A 24,386-nucleotide genomic window follows, 5' to 3' on the forward strand; every position below is an offset into this window, starting at 1 on the left:
GTCTCAGTAAAGATAGGAAAGCCAGCTCATCACACGAAAGAAGATGCGGCCGAGTGGATTGAGCGGATTGCCCGGACCTGGAAATGCCATCACCTCGGCCTGCCCGCCTACACGAACGTTGCGAAGACGCGCACGCTCGCTTTGTTCAAACTCGACGATCACCGGAAAGCGTTGAGCGGGGCGCAGCCAGTCGCGGCTGTTCTGCACGCTCGGCAGACTGCCGGGCGGCGTGCTCTGGCCCACGCTCACGCCGTAGCCGATACTGCGGATCCGCCCTTCGAATATCTCGCCTGGCAGCGCGTCCAGGGCGATGGCCACGGGCGTGCCCGGCTGAAGGTGGCCAAGGTTGTTCTCGGTCATATCCGCGCTGACCCACACATCGCGGATCGCGATCAGCGTCATGACCGGGTTGCCCGCCGCCGCGAACTGGCCGACTTCGGTGCGCAGATCCGTGACGACGCCCGCCGAGCGCGCCCTTGTCCGGGTATTCGCAAGATCGAGCTCCGCCTTTTCCAATGCAGCGGTGGCACTGCGCAACTGCGCATTCTCACTCTCGCTGCCGCCCTGTTGTTCGCGCGCGCGTACCACCTCGGCACGAGCTGCCGCAACCTGACTCTGTGCCTGTTCGCGCGTCGCACGCGCCACTTCGAGGCGCCGCAGCGAGACGGTGCCCTCATCTTCCCGGTACAACCTTTCGAGGCGTTCGCTGTCCTGGCGCGCCTTGAGTTCGTTCGCGATCGACGCGCGCAACGATGCGAGCGCCGAATCGATACCCGCTGTGCTCGCGCCGATCTGTCGGCGCGTCGACTCGAGATCGGCCCGCGTGCGATCGACGGCGATCCGGTACTGCTCGCCGTCCACCTCGAACAGCACATCACCTGCGTTGACATCCTGGTTGTTGTGCACGAGGACGCGAATCACGCGTCCCGATACTTCCGCGGCGACGGGCACGACATAGGCCTGCACCCGTCCCTGTTGCGTGTAAGGCGTAAAGCGATCGGCGAGCAAGTACCAGGTGAGGCTCACGATGATCAGGCCGACGACCCACTTCACCGCCTTGCCCGAAGGGTCGGCGGCAGACGATGGCGTGGCGGCGGAGGGATCGGGCGTGTCGCTCATCGGGACGAACCTTCTGACGGGCCGGGGGTGGAGGACGGCGCATCAAGCTCGTTCAGCAATTCGCCCCAGTCGGTGCGTCGCTGCATCTGCTGGCGGGTCGCGGGATCGACGAGCGGCTGCTCCGTGTACCAGCCTCCGCCGAGTGCCTTGTAGAGCGCAATGAGACTGCCCACCGCATTGCTGCGGTTGACGACGTACGCGTCCTGCTGCGCGAATAAGGCGCGCTGCGCATCGAGGACCCGCTGGAAGTCCGAGTACCCCTCCCGATAGATCGTATTCGCGAGCGTGAGCGAGCGGCGCGCGGCCCCTTGCGCGTCGTTCAGGATAGTGTCCCGTTGCAACGCGGCAATCAGTGCCGTGGCAGCATCGTCGGCCTCGCGGGCCGCCTCGCGCACGGTATTCTGGTAGGCAACGGTCAACTCCTGCAGGCGGGCGTCCTGCACCCGCACATTGTTAGTGATCCTGCCGTGATCGAACAGATTCCACGTGACGCTTGGACCGCCGACGACGGCCAGCGTGTTCGGTGCACCGGTGAGCGAACTGGCGCTCCAGGAAAGCGAGCCCAACAGCGACACGGACGGGTACAGATCCGCTTTCGCCACGCCGATGAGCGCGGACTGCGCGGCCATCTGCAGTTCGGCCGCGCGAACGTCCGGGCGGCGAAGCAGCAGATCGGCCGGGACGTCCTGCAGCACGGCCCGGTCGACGAGGGGAATCACGCCTTCCCTGCCCGCTTGCACATCGAGCTCCGCCAATGGACCAGGCGGCCGCCCCATCAGCACGGACAGCGCATGACGCGCGAGCACGATCTGGCTCTCGAAATCGGGGATACTGCTCAGTGTGCCGAGGTACTGCGTCTTCGCCTGCTGAAGGTCGAGTTCATCACTTTCACCGCTCTTGAAGAGCTTTTGCGCAATATCGTAGCTGCGCTTTTGCAACTGGGCATTTTCGCGTGCGATACGCAAACGCGCCTCAGCCGTACGCAGCGTGAAATAGGTATCGGCAACCTGCGCGTGCAGTAGGACCAAAGCGTCATCCCGATTGGCTTGCGCGGCAAAGAATGTGGCGTCGGCCGACTCGATCGCGCGGCTGAATCGCCCCCAGAAATCCAGTTCCCAGCCGATACTGAAGCTCATCCCGTACTGCCAGTAGCCGCCCGAGCGCGGGTTGAATCCATCCGAACGCTTGCGCGCCGAGTACAGCACATCAGCATTGGCCTGCTGCAACTGTGGGTAGCGTCCCGCGAGCGCGATGCCCAGTTGGGCGCGCGCCTCGATCACGCGCAGGCCGGCAATCTTCAGGTCGCCGTTGTTCGCATCGGCTTCGGCAATCAGACGTTCGAGATTCTGATCACCAAAAATCCGCCACCATTGCCGTGTGTCAGGCTGGGTCCCCTGCTGCGTGACCTGCTCGATCGACGTACTGCTCCAGTGCTCGCTCCAGCTCTCATGCTGCGGATGAAAGTCCGGTCCCACTTGCATGCATCCGCTCAGGCAAGCTGCCCCGAGCAGTACCGCCATTCCGAATGGGCGCATTAAGGGCAACACGGGATTTGTCCCCGCAGCCTCAAGGCTGCGTCTATTCCTGGACACGCTCAGGTTGCGGCTGGTCTTTCACCCATCGCCAGATCAGCCGGATAGGAGATCACCACAGGGGCGGCCGCGAAGATAATTTCCTTGGTCTTCATTTCTGCGCTCCAGGGAATGAGCCCTGGGTCCGCAGCCTTTCATGCCTTTGCGCACACGTATCCGACATGAAGGGCGAGCGTGACCCTCCAATCACCTGATGGGCTCTTTTCAGTGTATGCGCTGTGTCATCCGGGCGTTATTGGACCTTGGTCCAATAACGCAAACGGTCGTGCGTCGTCAAATGATCTGCGGCATTCCGCACTCGCGCAAACACCTCGATGGAGTGCACTGTGTGTCCGGTCTTTTCTAGCCTGGCAATGCTCGATCACATAACATCTAACTGTACCGATCGGACGGCAAGTACTAATCTAGTATGCGTTCCAGCATCTGCTCACAGTGCAGCGTCGCCGCTTCGACCGGTCAGCGGATTCATCCGCCTCATCATGCGACCCTGTGGGATTGAAGCCCACGAACATTTCGCTGCCTGACGGAACGAACGGGGAGTGACCATGACGATAAGGATTGCACGACTCTTAAGCATTGGCTTCGTCGTCCTATTGGCTGGCTGCCCATCGAAGCAAGAGGATCAGCAGGCTCAGACTCAGCCCGCTTCGGCGCCTGTCGCGGCGCCGGCCGCAGCCCCGGCCCCTGCTCCAGCCGCAGCCTCTGTTGCGGACGCAGCGTCTGCGCCACTTCCGGCCTCGACGCCCGAGCCTCAGGCCCAGCAATTTCCACCGGAGGAAATCGAGGCGCTGGTCGCGCCGATTGCGCTCTATCCCGACTCGCTGTTATCGCAAATCCTGATGGCGTCGACCTATCCGCTCGAAGTCGTGCATGCTGCCCGCTGGGTGAGAACGCACAAGGACCTGAAGGGTGAAGCCGCTGTGAAAGCGGTGGAGGACCAGCCGTGGGACGTCAGCGTCAAGTCATTGGTGGCATTTCCGCAAGTGCTGGAACCGATGAACGACAAGCTCGACTGGACCCAGAGGCTCGGAGATGCGTTCCTTGCCAATGAAAAGGACGTGCTCGACGCCGTGCAGCGATTGAGGGCGCGTGCACAAAAATCCGGACACCTGACGTCCAACGCGCAACAGAAGGTGGTTGTCGAAGCACCTACCCCGAGCCAGGGCGGCCAGGCGGCCGAGGCGCCGCAAACCATTGTGCGCATCGAGCCATCCAATCCCCAGGTGATCTACGTGCCCTCCTACAACCCGAGCGTCGTCTACGGCGGCTGGAGCGCTCCCGCTTACCCGCCGACCTACTGGCCGCCGTATCCGGCCTACTACCCCGGCGCCGCACTCGCGAGCGGATTTGCATGGGGGGTCGGCATCGCGGCAGCAGGCGCAATCTTCGGCAATTGCAACTGGAACAACAATGACGTCAACATCAACGTGAACAAGGCCGCCAATATCTCCCGCAATTTCGATCGTACCAAGGTAGAGGGCGGCAAGTGGAACCACGACGCGGGTCATCGTCAGGGCGTCGCCTACCGCGACAACGCGACGCGTGACAAGTACGCCAGAGGTGCGCAGGGCGCCGACGCGCGACGCGACTATCGCGGGCGCACCGGCGGCGCGACCGAGCGTGCGAGCGTCGCCAATCGGGCGGAAGCCGGAAATCGCGCGGGTCGCCAGAACAACGTGAGTGCTGCCGACCGCGCAGGCCGAACCGCGGGTGTCAACGATCGGTCCGACCGGGCCAATCGAGGTGCTACAGCCAGCAATCGAGCACAGACGTCCAACCGCACTGCCTCAGCCAACGATCGTGCACAGATGTCCAACCGCAACGCCGAAGCCGGCAATCGCGCACAGTCGTCCAACCGAAGTGCCGCAGCGAGCAATCGCGCACAGTCGTCCAACCGAAGTGCCGCAGCGAGCAATCGCGCGCAAACGCCCACTCGTGCCGGTTCGTCAAACGCGCAATCCGGTCACAGAAGTGGCGAAGCTTACTCGGGAGGCAGCCGCGACTCGGCATTCCAGGGCGTCGGCGGAGGCGGCGCGACGCAGCGTGACTACAATCGCGGACAAACCAGCCAGCAGGCCTCGAACTATAACCGTGGGAGCGGCGCAGCCCGTGGTGGTGGAGGCGGAGGCGGAGGCGGAGGCGGAGGCGGAGGCGGAGGCGGAGGCGGACGTGGCGGTGGCCGGCGTTAGTTCGTCATAGCCCATTTCGCTCGCGCCGCAATATCGCGGGTTCGACCGTTGACCGATGGTCTGCGGCGCGACTGCTATCCCTATCATGAAACCCGATCGGTATCTGCGAAGACCTTGTCGGCGAGACGCACCAGTTCTGGCAGCGACTTCGCCTTCATTTTTTCCATGACGCGCGCGCGATGTATCTTGATGGTCTTCTCCGCCGTACCCAGTTCGCTCGCAACCTGCTTGTTCAGGCACCCTGCCACGACAAGCGTCATGACCTCACGCTCGCGAGGCGTCAGCCGGCTTGCACGATGCTGGATGTCAGCCAGTTCCCGCCGTGATTCCAACATCCTGCGCGAGCGTTCAAGTGCACGCCCGGTCGCATCGAGCAGGAGGCTATCGCGCACCGGTTTGAGCAAGAAGTCTGTCGCGCCGTCCTTCATTGCCTCGACGACCGCACTGACATCCCGATGTCCGGAAATGAAAATGATCGGCAGTGTCGCATGCAATTTGCGCTGCACGGTCAATCCACTGCGCTCGGGCAATTGAAGGTCGAGCAACGCGCAGGCTGGACAATGAGCGAGATCGGCATACCCCAGAAACGTATCCGCACAATCGTATGCCTCGACCCGATAACCAGCCGAGCGAAGCGGCCGCGCCAATGCGCCGCGCATGTCGTCGTCGTGGTCCACGACAAAAACCATCGAGCATGTCTCGTTCATGATCGTTCGCGCGTACAGCTTTGGTGCGCTGCTGCAATGCTCACCACCAGGAAGCCGTGTTGCACAAGAACATTCATGGCGTTCTCTCCGTGCCCCGGGGTTAGCAGTGATTCGCCAGAGTCAGAATCTCTCCGCTATGTACTTAAACGGATAGTCGGGTTCTTCATAGCCGTCTGGCTTTTGCCGCTTGGGCAAAGTCACTTTCTTGCGGGGCATCGCTTCGTAGGGAATCTTCTGAAGCAAATCACTGATGATATTCAGCCTCGCACGCCGCTTGTCGTTCGAAACAGCCACGAACCACGGGGCGATCGCGCTATCGGAAGCGCGGAACATCGCGTCGCGTGCACGCGAGTAGTCATACCATCGACTATAGGATTTCAGGTCCATGTCGGATAGTTTCCAGACCTTGCGCCCGTCATGGATGCGCTCCTCGAGCCGGCGAGTCTGCTCCTCCTGGCTGACTTCCAGCCAGTATTTGAGCAGGACGATACCGGACCCGACGATCGCCTGCTCGACCAGCGGCACCGCCCTCAAGAAGTGCTGCACGTCCTCCTCGGAGCAGAAGCCCATCACCCGCTCGACGCCTGCGCGGTTGTACCAACTGCGGTCGAAGATCACGACTTCGCCTCCAGCCGGCAAGTGCGGCAGGTAGCGTTGAACATACATCTGGCTCTTTTCACGTTCGGTAGGCGCGGGCAGCGCGACCACGCGGAATATGCGCGGGCTGACGCGCTCGGTGATCGCCTTGATGGTGCCGCCCTTGCCCGCACCGTCGCGTCCTTCGAAGACAATGCAAACCTTGCTGCGGGTTTGCACCACCCATTCCTGGAGCTTGACCAGTTCCACATGCAACTGGAATAGAGCCTTCCTGTAGTCCTTGTACGACAGGTTCTTGCTTTCCAGGGACCCGTCCTTCCTGAGCTCAGTCTTTGCCATTCCCGTCTCCATGCTGCGCACGCTGACCTATGGGCATTTTTTGAAGGTCCTTTCACAATTTAGGCGCACGGACGAAGAGCGGCAATGCGACCTTGGTCCAATACCGTGACCGCCCCGAGCGTCGTACGCTTCATGGATCGGTCCTCCAGCCACACCACCCGGTGATTGTCCGTCCGCACTAGGAGCGTTCATGAGCGGTACCGGCCCGACCCATCTGGACGACGTCGAAACACGCGAGCCGATCCTCGATACCGTCGATCGGGTTTCAGAAGCGTGCTTCGGATTGTTCATGGCGCTGACTTTCGTTGGCGCCGTGTCGGCTGCCACGGCAGGAGAAGATGCCGGTCGAAAAATGCTGTACACGGCACTTGGCTGCAACCTCGCATGGGGATTGGCCGACGCTGTCATGTATCTCGTGCGCACCCTGACGAATCGCGGTAGGCTACTCACGCTTGCCCTCACTGTAAAAAACGAGCCGGCCGTGGCCGCCGGGGTTCGGGCGCTCCGCGACGCGTTGCCGAAGACGATGAAGCCGCTCGTTGCCGATAGTGAACTGGAGCTTATCCGCGCGCGTATTGCCACCATGACGACCCTGCCACACCGTCCGCGGCTGAGGCGCAATGACTATATCGGCGCGGTGGCGATTTTTGCCCTTATCGTGCTCTCGACCTTCCCGGTGGCATTGCCGTTCGTCCTGTTCAGGGACCCCTCGACTGCCTTGTTTGTCTCGCGTGTGCTGACGTTCGTCATGTTGTTCTGTGCTGGCATCGCGCTAGGCCGCCATGCAGGATTCGGCGGGTGGAGAGCGGGTGTGGCGATGGTGGCCCTCGGCGTCGCGCTGACCGTGGCGATCATTGCACTCGGCGGATGAGCGTGGCGACTGCAATCAAAGGATTCGGAGGAACATCATGGCAGAGTTATGGATAGGCAATGTCGATCCAGACACCACCGATGAGGAGATCAAGGAATTCTTGAGCACATATGGGTTCCCGCCCTTCGATGACATCCAGCATATCGCGAGCGAGGGTTCGCGCCCCGCCGTCCTGTTGAGCTTCGGGGAGGTTGGTCCGGAAACGCTGCGCCGCCTGCAGCCCCGAGTACACAATATGTTCTGGAAAAATCGGACGATCACCGTGCAGGTCTTGACGGAACGCTCCGAATGAGACCTAAGCCCACAGGGGTCGAATTTGATTAGCGTCCTCACCGGTTCCCCGCGAAGCCAGCACGCGCATGTGGGTTTCGGATCTCTTCACGCGCGCTTACTTCGTCAAGCCGGAAAAAATGCCGATAGATAATCTAGCTCGCTCTCGTGAGCATCACAATGTAGGTGACTGTTGAGATGACCATGATGCAGACGCCAACCGCGACCTTTGTTTTATTGAATTCGACCAGGCCGTTTATACAAATGCCGATGCCGGCAACAGCCGTTAGCGAGCCGATTGCGGCAATCACAACCCTCAGCTTGTTCCGTGCCCGCGTGCGTTGTTGAGGACTTGCCTGCGCTTTCCATTGGCTGAGTTTCACGAGACCCCCGCGCGACATGAGCGTGTTGCGGCCAAAAACCACGCAGCGGCTAGGCGAGGTGCGCCAACGCGCTGTCCATCCGGTAGCACTGCTATGTTGATTATAGTCATCTAAACTCCGCATCAACGAATATAGACGGGCGCATCAGACGCGAACCTCCTTTGGGCGTTCTGCTTAGCGTCCTCGACTACGGCGTGCGGTTCTGCCACCCTCACCTCTTCAGCTTGGCGCGTGAGCCCATCAATCTGCGTTTGCAATTCCTTGTGTGACGCCATGAGATCTCACGCTCCATTGGACCAAAGTCCAATTGCGCTCGACCAGCGTCACTACCAATATTGATTTCATCGAACTCCGTGCGTGGCAACGGACTCCTCGATGGACACGTACCCAGACGTATCGTGTTGCCTGCACATGGGTGACTGGCAAGCAATGACTTGCCACGGTTTGGCACGCCGCTGCGGGCGATCCTCGGCCGCCCGTTGAGCCTGTTACCTGGCCTACCGATGTGAACCGTTGTGACGACGTGCAGGGAGCCCATCGATGTTGCCCACGCCCACTTCCGAGAAGGTACTGTCCCGTGGACTGCTCGATGCGCTGATCCGGGCCGGACTGATCGCTGTCCTGGCGATTTTCTGCTTTGAGGTCGTCCTCCCGTTCCTCAACCTGCTCGTCTGGTCCTTGATCCTGGCGGTCACCCTTTACCCGCTGCAGGTGAGGCTGAGGCCCAAATTGGGCAACAAAGACGGATACACCGCCACGCTGATTGTCCTGATCGCGATCGGCATCATCATCGTGCCCACCTACCTGTTGGGCGTCGCCATGGTCGAATCCGTGGCAAATGGCATGGCCATCGTCAAGACCGAAGGTTTGCCCATTCCGCCACCACCCGACTCGATCGCCACTTGGCCGCTGGTCGGCCCACGTCTGCATGACTTCTGGCAGCAAGCCGCCACCAACATGACCGGCCTGGCGCAGAGACTCGCACCGCAGATCAAGGACATCAGCCGTGTGCTGCTTGGCATCGTCGCGAACCTGGGCAAGGGACTGCTGATCTTCGTCTTCGCCCTGATCATCGCGGGCATCCTCATGGCGTATGGCGAGAAGGGCACTCGCAGTGCCGTGCAGATTACCTCGCGCATCTTCAGCCCGGAGAGAGGTCCGCGCATCGCCGTGCTGTGCACCGCCACCATTCGCGCGGTGGCCCAGGGGGTCGTAGGCATCGCTTTTATCCAGATGCTGTTGATTGGCGTCGCCTTCGTGATCAAGGGTATTCCTGGCGCCGGCCTGCTGGCTTTGGCGGTGCTGCTGCTTGGAATCCTCCAGCTGCCGGCGACGCTGATCACCATTCCGGTGATCATTTTCGTCTTTGCCACGGAGGGTGCAAGCGTGGCGACCATCGTCTTCTCGATCTATGTGTTCATCGCGGGGCTGGCCGATAACGTGCTCAAGCCCCTGTTGCTGGGCCGTGGCGTCGACGTGCCAATGCCGGTGGTGCTCATCGGCGCTCTGGGCGGCATGGTCACCGGTGGCGTCATTGGCCTGTTTATTGGTCCAGTGGTGCTCGCGGTGGGCTACAAGTTGTTCTGGCAGTGGGTTGAGGACCCGTCGCCAAGTGGTGAACCAGACGAGCAGAAGCCGATTTGACGCGGGCAGGCTCACACCATGTCGCCTTTGAATTCTCCGAATCGCTCATGGCTCATCTGCGCGCTCTGCCTCACCGGTTACGCACGTTTGGGGCGGGCGTCTGAAGGCAAATGGTCCGCGTGCCTTGTGTCGAGTTGAGTTCTCACCGGTGACGGAGGAAAAGCATGGGCCCTGCAATCGTCGACGTAGTGGAACAAAAGCGCCTGAACGACGCGCGTGAGGCGCAAGTACCGTGGAAAAAGTGGGGCCCTTACCTCAGCGAGCGGCAGTGGGGGACGGTCCGGGAGGACTACAGCGACGGCGGCGACGCCTGGAACTACTTCAGTCATGATCAGGCGCGCTCACGCGCCTACAAGTGGGGCGAGGACGGGCTCGGCGGACTTTGCGACGACAAGCAGCGGCTGTGCTTTGCACTGGCGTTGTGGAACGAACACGACCCGATCTTGAAGGAGCGTCTCTTCGGCCTCACGAACAGCGAGGGCAACCATGGCGAAGACGTCAAGGAGTATTACTTCTACCTCGACAGCACGCCCACCCACTCCTATATGAAGTACCTCTATAAGTACCCTCAGCGAGAATATCCTTACCGGGACCTGGTTGAGACCAACCGGGGACGATCCCGGGAGACGACCGAATACGAACTGCTCGACACGGGTATCTTTGATGATGACCGGTATTTTGACGTGTTCGTCGAATACGCCAAGGCGGGTCCGGAAGACATCCTCGTGCGTATTTCCGTGCACAACCGCGGACCGGAAGCGGCACGACTGCGGGTCCTGCCGACACTATGGTTCCGCAACACATGGTCGTGGGGTGAGGACGATCGCAAGCCCTCGCTGAGCGATGCGGGTCCTGGCGCCATTCGGGCTCTCCATCATGAGCTGGGCGAGTACTGGCTCCATTGCGATGGCTCCCCGGAGTCGCTCTTCACCGAAAACGAGAGCAATGCGCAGCGTCTCTCGGGTCAGCCCAACGCGTCTGCCTACGTCAAGGATGCGTTCCACGAGTACGTCATCTCGGGACAGAGCGGCGCGGTGAATCCCGCCAAGACGGGAACCAAGGCTGCGGCCCACTATGTCTGTGACGTGCCAGGTGGTGCCAGCATGACCATCCGGCTGCGCCTGAGTGCAAGCAGAGTGGACAATGCCTTTGGCGACTTCGAGGACGTATTCAATCGGCGTATCGCCGAAGCTGATGAGTTCTACGCGCGGATTGCGCCGCCATCGTTGAGCGAAGATCAGCGCCGGGTGCACCGCCAGGCGTTGGCGGGAATGCTGTGGAGCAAGCAGTACTACTACTTCGACCTGGAGCACTGGCTGCGCGAGCACGGGAGTCATCCATTGCTCGACACCGTTCGCCACGACGTGCGCAATACGGAGTGGTTCCATATGCTGAACGCCGACGTGATCTCCATGCCGGACAAGTGGGAGTATCCGTGGTACGCGGCTTGGGACCTGGCTTTCCACACGGTCTCCCTGGCACTCGTGGATTTCGATTTCGCCAAGGAGCAGTTGCTGCTGATGCTGCGTACCCTGTACCTCCACCCAAGCGGGCAGATACCCGCCTACGAGTGGAATTTCAGCGATGTGAATCCGCCGGTGCATGCCGCGGCCACGCTCTGGCTGTACAAGTACGAGAGAGAGTTGGGCCGGGCTGACCCGAAATTCCTCGAACGCTCGTTTCAGGGATTGATGCTCAACTTCAACTGGTGGGTCAATCGCAAGGACCCTGCTGGGCGCAACGTCTTCGCCGGAGGTTTTTTGGGTCTGGACAACATCGGTGTATTCGACCGCAGCGCGCAGCTTCCGACCGGCGGATCGCTGGAGCAGGCGGACGGGACGGCATGGATGGCGTTCTATTGCCAGAGCATGCTGGAGATCGCCATTATTCTGAGTGAGCACGACCGGGTCTACGAGGAGGTCGCCTTCAAGTTCGTCCAGCATTTCATGTGGATTTCCTATGCGATGGACCGGCGCGGCGAACATCAAGACGAGATGTGGGACGAGCAGGACGGCTTTTTCTATGATCTGCTGCGGCTCCCCGATGGCCAGACGATGCGTTTGAAGATAAGGTCGATGGTGGGGCTGTTGCCGCTGTGCGCATCGACAGTGTTCGAAGCGGACTCCGTCATTCACTATCCGAAACTGATGGAGCTGATCGCACAGTTTCGGCGCCGCTACCCCGAGTTGGTTGCCCATGTGGCCCCGACCGATGCGGGTTACATCGGCCATCGGGAACGGCGGCTTCTATCGATCCTCAACAAGCGGAAACTCGAGCGCGTGCTCGGCTACCTGCTCGACGAGAACGAGTTCCTGGGGCCGCACGGCATCCGTTCGCTCTCTCGCCATCACCTCGACCATCCGTTTGTGATTCAGGTCGGGGGACAAGAGTACAAGGTGCAGTACCTGCCGGCCGAATCGAATACCGGCATGTTCGGCGGCAACTCCAACTGGCGCGGTCCGGTGTGGATGCCGGTCAATTTGCTGATCGTCCGGGCGCTGGTGAACCTTTACAGTTTTTTCGGCGATGAGTTCAAGGTTCAATGTCCGACCGGTTCAGGGCAGCACATGACGCTGTTCGAGGTGGCGCAGGAGCTCATCCGCCGGTTGACGGGCACGTTCCTGCGCGATGCCAACGGGCGACGACCGGTCTACGGCGGAACGGCCAAGTTCCAGAATGATCCGCATTGGCGCGACCTGCTCCTGTTTTACGAGTACTTCCACGGCGACAATGGCGCGGGCCTTGGGGCCAGCCACCAGACAGGCTGGACGGGTCTCGTCGCCCCTCTGCTGGACTTGTTTGGGCGTGTCGACGCCAAAACCGTGCTGGAAACCGATCGCGGGCGCATGATGGCCGGGATCATAAGGGAACGGGTAGACGGCCAAGGCATAGGCGAGTCGTGAAGGAGCGAGTATGTTCGAGCTGCGCTACCCGGTGCTGTACCAAATCAACACACGCGTATGGTTGACTGAGTTGTCTCGCGTGCTGGGCAGGAGCGCGACGCTGGACGATATTCCGGATACCGAACTGGATCACTTTGCCGAGTTGGGTTTTGACTGGATCTGGTTGCTGAGCGTCTGGCAGACCGGCCCTGCGGCGCAGGCGATCTCGCGAGCGAAGACCGAATGGTGTCGAGAGTTTGCCGAAACGCTAGCGGACCTCAAGGAAGAAGACATCGCCGGCTCTGGGTTCGCGATTCAGAGCTACGCTGTCCATCGCGATCTGGGCGGCGCTACTGCGCTGGCACGATTGCGAGAGCGGATGCAACAACGCGGACTGAAGTTGATGCTCGACTTCGTGCCGAACCACATGGCTCCGGATCACCCGTGGATCGACGAGCATCCGGACTACTTTGTCCATGGCAACGAGACTGACCTGGCTCGTTCACCGCGCAACTACTGCAGGGTGCAAACAAGAGCCGGACCGCTGCTGCTTGCCTATGGCCGAGATCCGTACTTCGATGGCTGGCCCGACACGCTGCAGCTCAACTATGGCAATCCGGACCTGCAGCAGGCGATGATCGGTGAGCTGGAGAGAATTGCCGGGCAATGTGACGCGGTGCGCTGCGACATGGCCATGCTGGTCTTGCCCGACGTGTTCGAACGGACCTGGGGCATCCGAGCCGATCCCTTCTGGCCGACGGCCATTGAATCGGTGCGGCGCAAGCATCCGCAGTTCCTGTTTATGGCCGAGGTCTATTGGGATCTGGAATGGACGATGCAGCAGCAGGGGTTCGACTACGCCTATGACAAGCGACTGTATGACCGCTTGCGCGATGCGTACGCCGTGCCGCTACGCGAGCATTTGCAAGCCGGGCTCGATTGTCAGGACAAGCTGGCCCGCTTCCTGGAAAACCACGACGAGCCCCGAGCCGCGGCGACCTTCGAAACCGGCAGACACGAAGCCGCGGCCATCATCACGTTTCTGTCACCCGGCCTGCGCTTGTTCCACCAAGGCCAGTTCGAGGGTCGCAGGAAACGCATTTCGCCACACCTGGTCCGCGCGCCATTTGAGCCTGTCGACGCGAGCTTGAAAGGTTTCTATGAGAACCTCATGGCGGTGCTGCGGCAGCCGATCTTTCGAGACGGCGCGTGGAGCTTGCTCGAACGCGTGCCGGCCTGGGAGGGCAACTGGACCTGGGACTGTTTCATCGCGTGGTCCTGGCAGCGAGACGAGGGCGAGCGGCGACTCATTATCGTCAACTATGCTGGCAACCAGAGCCAGTGTTATGTCCGATTCCCGTTTTCGGACGTGGCCGGCCGTATAGTGCGGATGAAGGACATGATGGGGTCGGCCGGTTTTGATCGCGACGGTAAGGACCTCATTGCGCGCGGTCTTTACGTGGATCTTCCGCCATGGAGCTACCATGTCCTCGAAGTGACCCCGTCGTGAAGGCCGCGTTCGAAGCCAAGCGTGAGAGCGTTGCAAACCCAAGCTGTCAATCGCACGCGAACTGAGCCACTTCCGGGGGCTCCGCTCGCCGTGCGTGAGCCGAGCTCCCCCGTGCACGGTTGTGCGTTCAGGCCGCGACGACGACGTCGATGCGCAACGCTTCCCCACCGGCTGCGATCGCGAGCAGGCGATCGACGTTCGGATGCGCACCCGGACGGTTGCGCGCGTCGGCCGTGTGCTCGGCGAACACCGCGAGGCCATGCTCGGCTGCCTTGGCGTCCAGCGTACCGAACGCTTGCAGCAGATAGTGGTACACCGCCAATGAGCCCTGCTTGCCCGGCCTATTCTCGATGCTTGACACCACTGTGCCCTTGCCGTCGACCAGATCGATACGCTCGATACCGTCGATGGCAGGCAGTTGGGCGAGGTTATCCTTGAATACGTTGCTCGGTCGAATCACTGCAAACACTCCGCTTGTTCGGAAAATTACTTGGCGAGCCGTATCTTATCCGATCGGGTGTTTCAGGCAACCGGCTTGCGCCACACGCTGGCGAGCCACGGCTGCCGCTCACGCGGCAAGCCGGCAGGCCGGTAATAGTGCTCGAGTTCGACGAAGCCCGCGTCCGCCATGTATCGGCGCCATGCTTCGAGATCATGGAAGACACCGTAGCGGCCCTGGTTCCAGCCTTCCTGATTCGCGCCGCGCGGGTTGGAGCTGAACAGGACGCCGCCGGGCTTCAGTGTCGCGTGCAATTGCCGCAACACGCGCGGCAATGCCTGACTCGGGACATGGAACAGCGCGGCGTTGGCGAAAACGCCATCAAAGTGCTCGGCCGGCAAATCGAGATGCAGGAAATCCTGATGCCAGACGTCACAGCCCGTCGCGTCACGCGCCATCGCAACGAAGGGCTCGGCGCCATCGAGGCCGATCGCGCGATGGCCCAGTGTGGTGAAGGCCTTGAGATCTCGCCCCGGCCCGCAGCCGAAATCCAGGATCGTAAGAGGGGTTTCGACTTCGATATGGCGCAGCAGCGCCGCGATGTTCTGCGTGACGTCATGGTCGCAGGTGCCGATGCGAAAATCTTCCGCATGCACCTCGTAGTGCTGCAACGTGACGGCACTGATCTTGTCGAGATCGCGGGGGTCGAGTTCCATGCAGGAAGTATATCTCTGGGCCTGTCCCGCACGACGACTCTGCTGCCAAGCAACGCATCAGCCATCGTGATAGTCTCTTGTCCTTCTAACAAAGGATAACAACCATGAACGTCGCACCATCCGCCTCCGGCATGGCCCTGCAAGTCATCGCACAGCAAAATGCGCAGGCGCATCTCAGTGCCGGGGTCAACACGCAGCAGACTGATGCGCTAGCCCTGGTCGAGACGGCTGCATCCACTTCGCTCGCCAGCGGCGGCACGCTAGGGACGATGATCAATACGTTCGCGTAATCGTCTCGTGGTGCCGTTCCAAGTGCGAGTTTAACCGGTTGATGCAATGACAGGCGTCATGTTGAACGCAGGAGATGTCGCACGACGCCGTCAAGTGAGTGCGCGCTGAGCGTCACGACGAAGTCGCAGTGGAACGGTCATACAATGGCCCTTATACTAAAGTCACCTTCCTAGGACCACCGTCTGGTTCTTGAGCCGATTGCATATTGCATGAGTTCGTGTCGTGCTCGACCAGGAAAATCGACATCGCCTCGCGCAATGTCCGCGCTTTCTCGCGCAAGCCTGCCGATGCCGAAGCCACGCCCTTGACGTGCTGAACGTCGCGCTCCAGCATCGCGTCCATCTTGCCCATGCCCTGACTGAACTGATCGACATCGCGGCTCTGGGCATCACTTGACGTGCTGATCTGCTCGATCAGCCTGGCGACGTCTTCCACATGGCCGACAACCTGCTGCACGGCCGCGCCGGCACGTGTCGCGAGCGTCGAGCCGTGCTCGACGCGCTGCAATGAATCCCCGATCAGGTCCTTGATTTCGCGTGCGGCGCTCGCGCTTCGATGGGCGAGCGTACGGACCTCCTGGGCCACCACCGCGAAACCTCGTCCGTGGCCACCCGCACGGGCCGCCTCGACCGAAGCGTTCAGCGCCAGGAGGTTGGTCTGAAACGCGATACTCTCGATCATGGCGATCATGTCGCCCATCCGATGCACGGCCTGATCGATCTCGTTCATCTTGTCGACGACCTCGCCGACGGCTTGTCCGCTTTGCTGTACCACGATCGACGTTTGCCGCGCGAGGCTGTTTGCCGATGCCGCATGTTGCGCGCTTTCCCTGACCCGCTGCGCAATGTGCTCCATCGCGGTGTTGGTCGCATTGAGCGTTTCGGCTTGTGTCGTGAATTGCTGCGACAAGGTGTGGTTTTCGGCAGCGATGTTGTCCGATGAACCGGTCATCCAGTCGATCGTCGCCGTGATTTCGCGCATCGTATCGTGGATGGCGTCGAGGGTGTCCTTGAAGGTGCGGCTGCTGCTCCCTTCGAGCTTCATGGGCGGGAGGCGCAGATCGAATTTGCCTGCTTGCCGTGAGAGGTTTTCGCCAAGGACGGCGAGTTCCAGGCCCGTTTGGGCATCGGCTTTCATATGCAGCGAGATGAAGATCAGCAACCCGGCCTGGACGACAACGTAGGCCGCATGCAAGAGCACGGTCGACCACGCCGGCTGTGTGAGGCAATAGACATCCAGCCCGGCAAGCTGGAGATAGTTGAACGTGAAGTGGTGCACCGCGATGACGCCGGTGGCGCAGAGGATCGGTCGCCAGTCCCGATAGGCCAGCAGGAACGACATCAGCACAAAGACGCCAAAGTGCAATTCGCTCAGGCCGCGTTCCTGATGAATCTGCAATGTAGCGAACGTCATCAGACTGGCGGCCAGAAAGAGGCGCGTCACGAGTGCACCTGCGCGCCAGTAAGTCAGCATCGACGCGACCGCGGCGGTAGGCAGCCCGACCCACAGTACGGCGTTCAGGTTGTAGTTGCGTGTCGCCAGCACACAAGAGATCGCGAACAAGCCCCAAACGACGGCAATCAGGAGCCTGTCGGCTTTTACATATACCGTATGCAGCAACTCATCCGGCTGATTCATGCGGGTCTCCCAGTTATCCATTCCAGTTGGTCTGGTACAGGCGCGACTTGTCTGCGTCGCGGGATCAACCTCTCACGCGGGCTGCAGTTCATGATGAGAAAGGCCGGCGACGCCACTCAGAAATTGTTGAAAGGCCGCGGCAGGCAGCGGTTTGCTGAGCAGAAAGCCCTGCATTTGATCGCAATCCAGGGAGGCAAGCCTTTCCATCTGCGTTTCCGTTTCGACGCCTTCCGCCACCACATCCATATCGAGGGCACGCGCAAGGTTCACGATCGTCGACACGAGCGCGAGCCCCTCTCTTTCATGTACATCCAGCCCCTGGACAAAAATGCGATCCACTTTGATCTGTTTGATCGAGAATTGTTGCAGGTACGCCAGACTCGAATAGCCCGTGCCAAAATCGTCGATGGCCATATCGTAGCCGAATGCCCGGAATTTCTGGATGGTCGCGGACGTTTTGTCCATGTTTTGCATAGCGACACTCTCGGTGATTTCGAACATCATGCGTTCAGGAGCAATGCCCGCCGATCGGACGATGTCATCGATTCGTTCGACCAGGTCACGCAAGTTGAACTGTATCGGCGACAAGTTGATCGCAATCTGGATCGCCGGTAGTCCGCTCGCATCTAAGTCGGAGATCATGCGACAGACTTCCTTGATGACCCAATCGCCAATCTGGATGATTTGCCCGGAGCGTTCCGCAACCGGTATGAATTCCAGAGGGGGAATATCACCGAGATCGGGATGGTGCCATCGAAGCAGCGCTTCCGCCCCACTCAGTGAGCGATCAGCGATTCTGAATTTGGGCTGAAACGAAACGCTCAGTTGCCCCTCCTCCAGCGCGCGTTGCAAGTCATGCTGAAGGATCAGCGTCTTGAGCGCAGACGTATTCATCGAGGGCTCGAAATGCCGGAAGGTGTTGCGCCCGCTCTGTTTGGCAGAGTACATCGCGACATCCGCGCTATGCAGCAATGTCTCGACGTTGTGACCATCGCGCGGAAACACTGCAATTCCGATACTCGCGCTCACCCGCAGCCGCACGCCGTTGATTTCGATTTCCTGGCAAAGCTCGTGCAGGGCGCTATTCGCGACTGCTCCGGCTGCGGACGCTTCGAGCAATCGATCCATGACAATCACAAATTCATCCCCGCCGATCCGCGCGATCATGTCATCGTGCCGTAAGATCCGCCGCAGCCTGTCACCGCAGGTCTTGAGCAGATCGTCCCCGACGGCATGGCCAAGCGAGTCGTTGATGGACTTGAAGCCATCGAGGTCGACGAACAACACGGCAAACATCTGTCCGCCGTGGGCGCAGGCATCGATCGCCTGCTGAATGCGCCCGGTGAGCAGCAGGCGATTTGGCAGCTCGGTCAATGGGTCGTGCGTACCGAGATACTGTAACTGGCTGTGTGCGTGCTTGAGCGAGTCAGACAAACGGTTCGTGTGAAGTCCGATGAAAATGAGCGTGCCGATCAATACGACCATTGAACTCGCCAGTACCGCCAGCGCGAGCCAATCCGCATCGATCTGATGGGTGGAAAGACCGAGACTTCCCGCAGCAAAGTTCGCCGCATCCATTCCCGTGTAGTGCATGCCGCCGATGGCCAACCCCATGACGATCGCGGCACCGAGCCGCTTGAAGACGAGGTTGGGTTGCTCGGATGTGCGTAGCGTGAAGGCCAACCACAGCGCCGTCATCGACGCCGCAATGGCAATGGCGACCGACGCCATCACGACCCAGGATGTGTAACGAATCGGCGGGCACATCTGCATCGCGGCCATCCCCATGTAGTGCATGCCGGCGATGCCCATGCCCATGATGGTTCCGGCGACGCACAGACGCATGCGCGAGACGGCTCTCCCGCTCACGGTGGCTAGTGCGAGGAGCGATGTCGCAGCACTGACCAGAAGCGAAACTGCCGTCGTCAAAAGGTCGTATCCAACCGGAATGGGCAACGAGAAGGCAATCATGCCGATAAAGTGCATTGACCAGATGCCCACGCCCATGGCGGCGGCACCGCCGAGTAGCCACCAAAAGCGTTGCCTTGCATTGGGCAATAAAACGAGTCGTCCGGATAGCTCCAAGGCCGTGTAAGAGGCAAGGAACGCAATGATAAAAGAGAGAAAAACCACTAAAGGGTTGTAGATACCGCTCATCACCGTAGTTCCCCAAGGGGTATTACACAACGATTGTTTCGATGGGACAGCGTCTTGCGAATATGAGCGCTATGGCGTGAAGGCATTGCCGCGGCGGCTCCCCAATACTGGTAAATCGCCCTCAGGCAGTGGACTCAAGGCATTTGCTTATGCATTGCTTGCCCGTTGCTTGAGTTGCAGGCCGAAAGACCTGGAAACAACGGATGCGAACAGTAGTGATACGCCGAAAACGGCCCAACCGACCGCAGAGTCACGCTACTGCAGGCCATTGACTGATAATGATTGTTAGGCTTGTCAATAACGAATTGCGATACCCCGGGGCAGTGTAGCATCAGCACAATTAAAAAGACAAACAAAACCACGATTAAGAACACAACGTGAACACCCGAAATAAGCCTCTAAATCGCGACGTTAGAGAGAACCGGGAAAGCGCCGCAGCAATGGCCAATCACGCGTCGACTCCAGCACGCAACTCCATGATCGATGCCCCAAAGAGATCGGCACAGTCTCAATAGAATGGATCTGCATGTAATGAAGGGAGCGAATCCTTGAGTGTCATTTATCGTGCGCAATTCGAAGAGAATCACAAAGTGTCTGATGCACTGCCCGAGCGACGCGCGGCTCAGCGAGGCCCGCCTCGCGCAGTACGCGGAAGTGGCGCGAGATGATCGATTTGGGACGGCCTGCCCCAAGTTCACCGGAAGGGGCCTCGCTCACACGAGACAGATGTCGCACCGCGTGGCACAGAGCATGAAGATCCGCTCAAGGGTACATCCTGGGGCCGGAATGGTAGTGGTTGGGCATCCTGCAAATGTAAGTCGTTTCTGCGATACTCGTTCGTTCGATTTTCATCGAAGTATCGAACGACCTTATCCACGGAAGCCGCCTGATGTCCGCACTATTCGAACCCTACAAGCTCAAAGACGTTGCTTTGCGCAACCGCATCGCGATTCCGCCGATGTGTCAGTACACCGCTGTCGACGGTCTGATCAACGATTGGCATCGTGTGCACATCGCCGGCCTCGCACGCGGTGGCGCAGGGTTGGTGATCGTCGAAGCGACGGCCGTCTCGCCTGAGGGTCGCATTACGCCGGGCTGCTTGGGGATCTGGAGCGACGAGCAGGCGCAGGCCTTCGCGCCGGTCGTCGCTTCCATCAAGGCAGCCGGTTCGGTGCCGGGCATCCAGATCGCCCACGCCGGGCGCAAGGCCAGCGCCAACCGGCCGTGGGAAGGTGACGACCATATCGCCGCAGACGATGCGCGCGGCTGGCAGACGATTGCGCCCTCGGCCGTTGCCTTCGGCGCCCACCTGCCTAAAGTGCCCAAGGCGATGACTCTCGAGGACATCGCGCGCGTTCGTGAGGATTTCGTTGCGGCAGCCAAACGCGCTCTCGATGCCGGCTTCGAATGGCTGGAACTGCACTTTGCTCACGGCTATCTCGGTCAGAGCTTTTTCTCGACACACTCCAATCAACGCAACGACGCTTACGGCGGCAGCCTCGAGAACCGCAGCCGCTTCTTGCTCGAAACCTTGGCCGCAGTGCGCAAGGTCTGGCCCGAGCATCTGCCTTTGACAGCCCGCTTCGGCGTGATCGAGTACGACGGACGCGATGAGGAAACACTCGCCGAATCCATCGAACTGGCGAAGAACTTCAAGCGGGAAGGCCTGGACATGCTGAGCGTGAGCGTCGGCTTTTCCACGCCGGCAGCGAACATTCCATGGGCGCCCGCATTCCTCGCGCCGATTGCCGAGCGCGTACGTCGTGAGGCGCAGCTCCCGGTTTCATCGGCTTGGGGAATCGATACGCCTGCACTCGCCGATCGCTCAGTCAAGGACAGCCAGCTCGATCTCGTGATGGTCGGGCGCGCGCATCTGGCGGATCCCCATTGGACGTATCGCGCTGCGCGCAATCTCGGAATCGATCGTCCTTCGTGGACACTTCCCGCACCGTACGCGCACTGGCTCGAACGCTACACAGTCAGCTGAGCAACGCCATCAAGAGCCGCACTCATTTCTGAGCGCGGCTTTTTCATCGGCCTCGCAGGTGGCGATCGAGCAGCGGAAGGGGCGCTTACGTAACGCGTTTTCGTATGCGTTCATTGCATTTCGATATCGCGCGTTTGATCTCGGAGTTTTCCCTTATCCGCATTCGTTTGGGTTCGTGTAGAGTGGCGCAGTCTACGCTGTGCGCCTACGCCATGAATCCCAATCCTCGCCAGATCAAGCTGCTCGAAACCGTGCGGGCCCGAAGCTCGGTCACGGTCGAGCAATTGGCCGAAATGTTGGACGTAACCTTGCAGACCGTGCGCCGCGATGTCCAGCGTCTTGCGGACGAGGGGTTGCTGGCTCGTTTTCATGGCGGCGTGCGTGTACCTAGCTCGACCATCGAAAACCTCGCCTATCAACAGCGTGAAACACTCAACGCGGATGGCAAGGCGCGCATCGCGCGAGCGGTCGCCGCGCAAGTACCCAATGACTGTTCGCTGATTCTCAATATTGGCACCACGACCGAGGCGATCGCAAAGGCCCTGCTCCATCACCGCGGCTTGCGCGTCATCACGAACAACCTCAATGTCGCGACGATCCTGAGTGACAACCCCGCATGCGAGGTGATCGTCGCAGGAGGTTCGGTACGCTCGCGCGATCGGGCCATCGTCGGCGAGACCACGGTCGATTTCATCCGGCAGTTCAAGGTCGACATCGCCGTGATCGGCATCTCCGGCATCGAAGCCGATGGCTCGCTGCGCGACTTCGACCTGCGCGAGGTCAAGGTCGCTCAGGCGATCATTGCCCAGGCGCGCGAAGTCTGGCTGGCCGCCGATGCAAGCAAGTTCAACCGGGCCGCGATGGTCCAGCTCGCCGACCTCTCGCAGATCGACTGCCTGTTCACGGATGCGCCCCCGCCGCCGCCTTTTCCAAGCTTGCTCGAAAGCGCGCAAGTCCGCTGCGTGATCTCCGGCGAGGCGGGCGAGGCCGTGTGAAATTCAGTTGGCCGGGAAATCCGTGGCAATGCCGACCGCACTCCACGCTTCGATTTCCCCGAGGCGCCGCTTGAGTGTCGTCTTGACCGCGTCGACTCCCCAGGCCCCGAGCACGAGGTGCCGCGGCGGGTTGTCTTCCTCATAGACCTTGATCATGGCCTCGGCGGCGCGCACGGGGTCGCCCGCCTGCTTGCCGCTGTTCTGCGCCGTGGTTTTCATACGTGCGCCGACGGTGTCCGCGTAGTCTTCGATACGATTCGGTGTCTGCTTGAGCGAACGCCCTGCCCAGTCGGTACGGAAGGGACCCGGCTCGATGCACGTCACCTTGATGTCAAGCGGCTTGCATTCGATCGCGAGCGCATCGGACCAGCCTTCGACCGCATGCTTGCTCGCCGCGTAGTAGCCGGAGCCCGGGAAGCCCGCGAGGCCCGCGACCGACGTGATGTTGATCACATGCCCCTTGCGCTGCGCACGCATGAGCGGCAGCACGGCTCGCGTAATCGCGAACAGGCCGAACACGTTCGCGTCGAACTGCGCACGAATCTCGGCTTCCTCGCCTTCCTCGACCGACGCCTGGTAACCATAGCCGGCATTGTTGACAAGCACGTCGATCCGGCCGAAACGTTCCTGTGCGGCTTTGACGGCGGCGGCAACCTGAGTCGCGTCGGTGATGTCGAGGTCGAGCGCCAGGGCGCGATCTTCGGCACCGGTCACGAGATCGGCGACTCGTGTCTTGTCGCGTGCCGTCACGATTGCGCACCAGCCGCGCGCGAGGACGAGCCTCGCCAGTTCCTTGCCGAACCCCGTCGAACAACCGGTAATGAACCATACAGGCAACGATGATGACGCCATGGGTTAGCTTCCTTATTGTGAGAGAGAGTCGATGCCGGTACTTGGTCGCCCGATCCAGCGCTGCGCAAGGCATGGCCTCGACGGGGCGTCCGCCGCAGCCGAGCGTGTTTACCGAACTTTCACGCAACAGGCATCGATGTGGAAACCTCAAGCATGCCGCAAAAACGAAACGCCTGCTGCCGCTCGGACCGGCCGCAAGTTCTTGAAAGCATCAGCGACACGGTTGATTGAGAGGCACGGTGTGCCCACGGCAGCGTGGAGTACGGCGTTTGCATAGACTCCCATTCGCCCCGACTCCATTACGCTCGGTTACCGGGCTTGTAATGGAATGCGAAAGACGGTCTATTCGTTGGATTGGACGGGCATGCGAGGCCTATATTTCTATCACCTTCCTGGAGCATAAGAATGCACATTCATAGTTTGCCACCCGCAAATAGCACACTCGCCAGCCTGGGTGTCACCACGACGGCGACTTCTCCCTCTACCAGTACAACGCAACTCGTATCGCTTGGAAACCCGAGCAGCTCGCAATCGGGCAATTCGCTACTGCAGACTATCGGACAAACCCTTGCCACGGTCGGACTGACGCCATCGCCCGACGCAAGCGGCTCGGCGGGTGTGGCGGCCTCATCCTCCACGAGCGCCGTGGGGGACAGCCTCGATGACCCAGTGGATTCGACCGCCGCGAACGACCCGTCGTCCACCGCTTCTGCCAATTCCATCAACCCGGCCATGCAGCAGTTCATCGGCGCACTCTTCCAGGCGCTTTCGAGCTTGCAGCAAGGTGCACAAGGCAATTCACCGGGCTCCGATCAAAACCAATCGAGCAATGCAGTCAGCAGCTCGCCCATGTCCGGATACAACAGCCTGAGCACCGCGCTCAACGCGCTCGCCCAAGCCGTCGGATCGAACGCGGGGGCCTCCAGTCAGAATGGCACGACGGACGCACAGGACGAATCGGGGTCCGGCTCCGACGGAGGGGCTGATTCGTCGAACGCGTCGAGCAATTCGGCAATCTCGACGCTCCAGCAGGATTTCAACAATCTCTTCGGTTCGAACGGCGAAACTTCAGGAACATCGTTGCAGACATTCCTGCAGACGCTCGAGGGCACGCTCAATCAAGGTTCGTTCAGCTCGAGCGGCAGTCTTGTGCAAGCGTCTGCCTGAACGCCCATCGCGCGACCAGGGCACACCTGCGCTGTCCCGGG

Annotated in this window: 20 protein-coding genes; 10 read left to right on the plus strand and 10 right to left on the minus strand. The window is 60.6% G+C overall.

Annotated features, from left to right (window positions below):
- Positions 1-3: 3 nt before the first annotated feature.
- Together HV670_RS13875 and HV670_RS13880 are read right to left on the minus strand one after the other, a co-directional pair.
- On the minus strand, positions 4-1,119 hold the full coding sequence (locus tag HV670_RS13875) for an HlyD family secretion protein (RefSeq protein WP_175105366.1): 1,116 nt from the start codon (positions 1,117-1,119) through the stop codon (positions 4-6).
- Positions 1,116-2,654, minus strand: a complete 1,539-nt coding sequence (locus HV670_RS13880; protein WP_175105425.1) for a TolC family protein — start codon at positions 2,652-2,654, stop codon at positions 1,116-1,118. Before HV670_RS13880 ends, HV670_RS13875 begins: the two co-directional genes overlap by 4 nt.
- Positions 2,655-3,256: 602 nt before the next feature.
- Here HV670_RS13880 and HV670_RS13885 point away from each other — a divergent pair.
- Entirely contained in the window at positions 3,257-4,900 is a 1,644-nt protein-coding gene (locus HV670_RS13885) for a DUF3300 domain-containing protein (RefSeq protein ID WP_246257383.1), read from the plus strand.
- An 83-nt stretch (positions 4,901-4,983) separates the two neighbouring features.
- On the opposite strand, the gene HV670_RS13890 is transcribed toward HV670_RS13885, so the two are convergent.
- Entirely contained in the window at positions 4,984-5,607 is a 624-nt protein-coding gene (locus HV670_RS13890; RefSeq protein WP_175105367.1) for a response regulator transcription factor, read from the minus strand.
- 120 nt (positions 5,608-5,727) lie between these two features.
- On the minus strand, positions 5,728-6,543 hold the full coding sequence (ppk2, locus tag HV670_RS13895; RefSeq protein WP_175105368.1) for a polyphosphate kinase 2: 816 nt from the start codon (positions 6,541-6,543) through the stop codon (positions 5,728-5,730).
- Positions 6,544-6,733: 190 nt separating this feature from the next.
- On the opposite strand from ppk2, the gene HV670_RS13900 reads away from it, so the two are divergent.
- Both HV670_RS13900 and HV670_RS13905 read left to right on the plus strand, forming a co-directional pair.
- Positions 6,734-7,414, plus strand: coding sequence for a VIT1/CCC1 transporter family protein (locus HV670_RS13900; protein WP_175105369.1), 681 nt, complete (start codon positions 6,734-6,736; stop codon positions 7,412-7,414).
- A 37-nt stretch (positions 7,415-7,451) separates the two neighbouring features.
- Positions 7,452-7,706, plus strand: a complete 255-nt coding sequence (locus HV670_RS13905) for an RNA recognition motif domain-containing protein (RefSeq protein WP_175105370.1) — start codon at positions 7,452-7,454, stop codon at positions 7,704-7,706.
- A 133-nt stretch (positions 7,707-7,839) separates the two neighbouring features.
- On the opposite strand, the gene HV670_RS13910 is transcribed toward HV670_RS13905, so the two are convergent.
- Positions 7,840-8,067, minus strand: coding sequence for a DUF2964 family protein (locus tag HV670_RS13910; protein WP_246257385.1), 228 nt, complete (start codon positions 8,065-8,067; stop codon positions 7,840-7,842).
- A gap of 540 nt (positions 8,068-8,607) precedes the next feature.
- Between HV670_RS13910 and HV670_RS13915 the strand changes: the two genes are divergently transcribed.
- The 3 genes from HV670_RS13915 (at position 8,608) to HV670_RS13925 (ending at position 14,103) form a co-directional block, all read left to right on the plus strand.
- On the plus strand, positions 8,608-9,711 hold the full coding sequence (locus HV670_RS13915) for an AI-2E family transporter (protein ID WP_175105372.1): 1,104 nt from the start codon (positions 8,608-8,610) through the stop codon (positions 9,709-9,711).
- A 164-nt stretch (positions 9,712-9,875) separates the two neighbouring features.
- Positions 9,876-12,614: an MGH1-like glycoside hydrolase domain-containing protein gene (locus HV670_RS13920; RefSeq protein WP_175105373.1), complete on the plus strand. Its 2,739-nt coding sequence runs from the start codon at positions 9,876-9,878 to the stop codon at positions 12,612-12,614.
- A gap of 10 nt (positions 12,615-12,624) precedes the next feature.
- Positions 12,625-14,103, plus strand: a complete 1,479-nt coding sequence (locus HV670_RS13925; RefSeq protein WP_175105374.1) for an alpha-amylase family glycosyl hydrolase — start codon at positions 12,625-12,627, stop codon at positions 14,101-14,103.
- A gap of 127 nt (positions 14,104-14,230) precedes the next feature.
- On the opposite strand, the gene HV670_RS13930 is transcribed toward HV670_RS13925, so the two are convergent.
- Together HV670_RS13930 and HV670_RS13935 are read right to left on the minus strand one after the other, a co-directional pair.
- Entirely contained in the window at positions 14,231-14,563 is a 333-nt protein-coding gene (locus tag HV670_RS13930; protein WP_175105375.1) for a DUF2322 family protein, read from the minus strand.
- A 62-nt stretch (positions 14,564-14,625) separates the two neighbouring features.
- Entirely contained in the window at positions 14,626-15,258 is a 633-nt protein-coding gene (locus HV670_RS13935) for a class I SAM-dependent methyltransferase (protein ID WP_175105376.1), read from the minus strand.
- Positions 15,259-15,362: 104 nt separating this feature from the next.
- On the opposite strand from HV670_RS13935, the gene HV670_RS13940 reads away from it, so the two are divergent.
- The gene (locus tag HV670_RS13940) at positions 15,363-15,548 is read left to right on the plus strand and encodes a hypothetical protein (protein WP_175105377.1); all 186 of its coding nucleotides are present in this window, start codon (positions 15,363-15,365) and stop codon (positions 15,546-15,548) included.
- 151 nt (positions 15,549-15,699) lie between these two features.
- Here the strand turns inward: HV670_RS13940 and HV670_RS13945 are convergent, their stop codons facing one another.
- A complete protein-coding gene (locus HV670_RS13945) occupies positions 15,700-17,187 on the minus strand; it encodes a methyl-accepting chemotaxis protein (protein ID WP_175105378.1) in 1,488 nt (495 codons plus the stop codon).
- Positions 17,188-17,259: 72 nt separating this feature from the next.
- A complete protein-coding gene (locus tag HV670_RS13950) occupies positions 17,260-19,344 on the minus strand; it encodes a putative bifunctional diguanylate cyclase/phosphodiesterase (RefSeq protein WP_175105379.1) in 2,085 nt (694 codons plus the stop codon).
- 889 nt (positions 19,345-20,233) lie between these two features.
- On the opposite strand from HV670_RS13950, the gene HV670_RS13960 reads away from it, so the two are divergent.
- Both HV670_RS13960 and HV670_RS13965 read left to right on the plus strand, forming a co-directional pair.
- Positions 20,234-21,331 (plus strand): NADH:flavin oxidoreductase/NADH oxidase, encoded by a 1,098-nt coding sequence (locus HV670_RS13960; RefSeq protein WP_175105380.1) that lies wholly within the window; start codon positions 20,234-20,236, stop codon positions 21,329-21,331.
- Positions 21,332-21,543: 212 nt separating this feature from the next.
- Positions 21,544-22,326, plus strand: coding sequence for a DeoR/GlpR family DNA-binding transcription regulator (locus tag HV670_RS13965; RefSeq protein ID WP_175105381.1), 783 nt, complete (start codon positions 21,544-21,546; stop codon positions 22,324-22,326).
- Positions 22,327-22,329: 3 nt separating this feature from the next.
- Here the strand turns inward: HV670_RS13965 and HV670_RS13970 are convergent, their stop codons facing one another.
- Entirely contained in the window at positions 22,330-23,178 is an 849-nt protein-coding gene (locus tag HV670_RS13970; RefSeq protein ID WP_175105382.1) for an oxidoreductase, read from the minus strand.
- A gap of 405 nt (positions 23,179-23,583) precedes the next feature.
- Between HV670_RS13970 and HV670_RS13975 the strand changes: the two genes are divergently transcribed.
- Complete coding sequence (locus HV670_RS13975; RefSeq protein WP_175105383.1) at positions 23,584-24,345, plus strand: hypothetical protein; 762 nt, start codon at positions 23,584-23,586, stop codon at positions 24,343-24,345.
- Positions 24,346-24,386 lie beyond the last annotated feature (41 nt).

This window comes from Pararobbsia alpina (assembly GCF_902859895.1).
GTDB lineage: Bacteria > Pseudomonadota > Gammaproteobacteria > Burkholderiales > Burkholderiaceae > Pararobbsia > Pararobbsia alpina.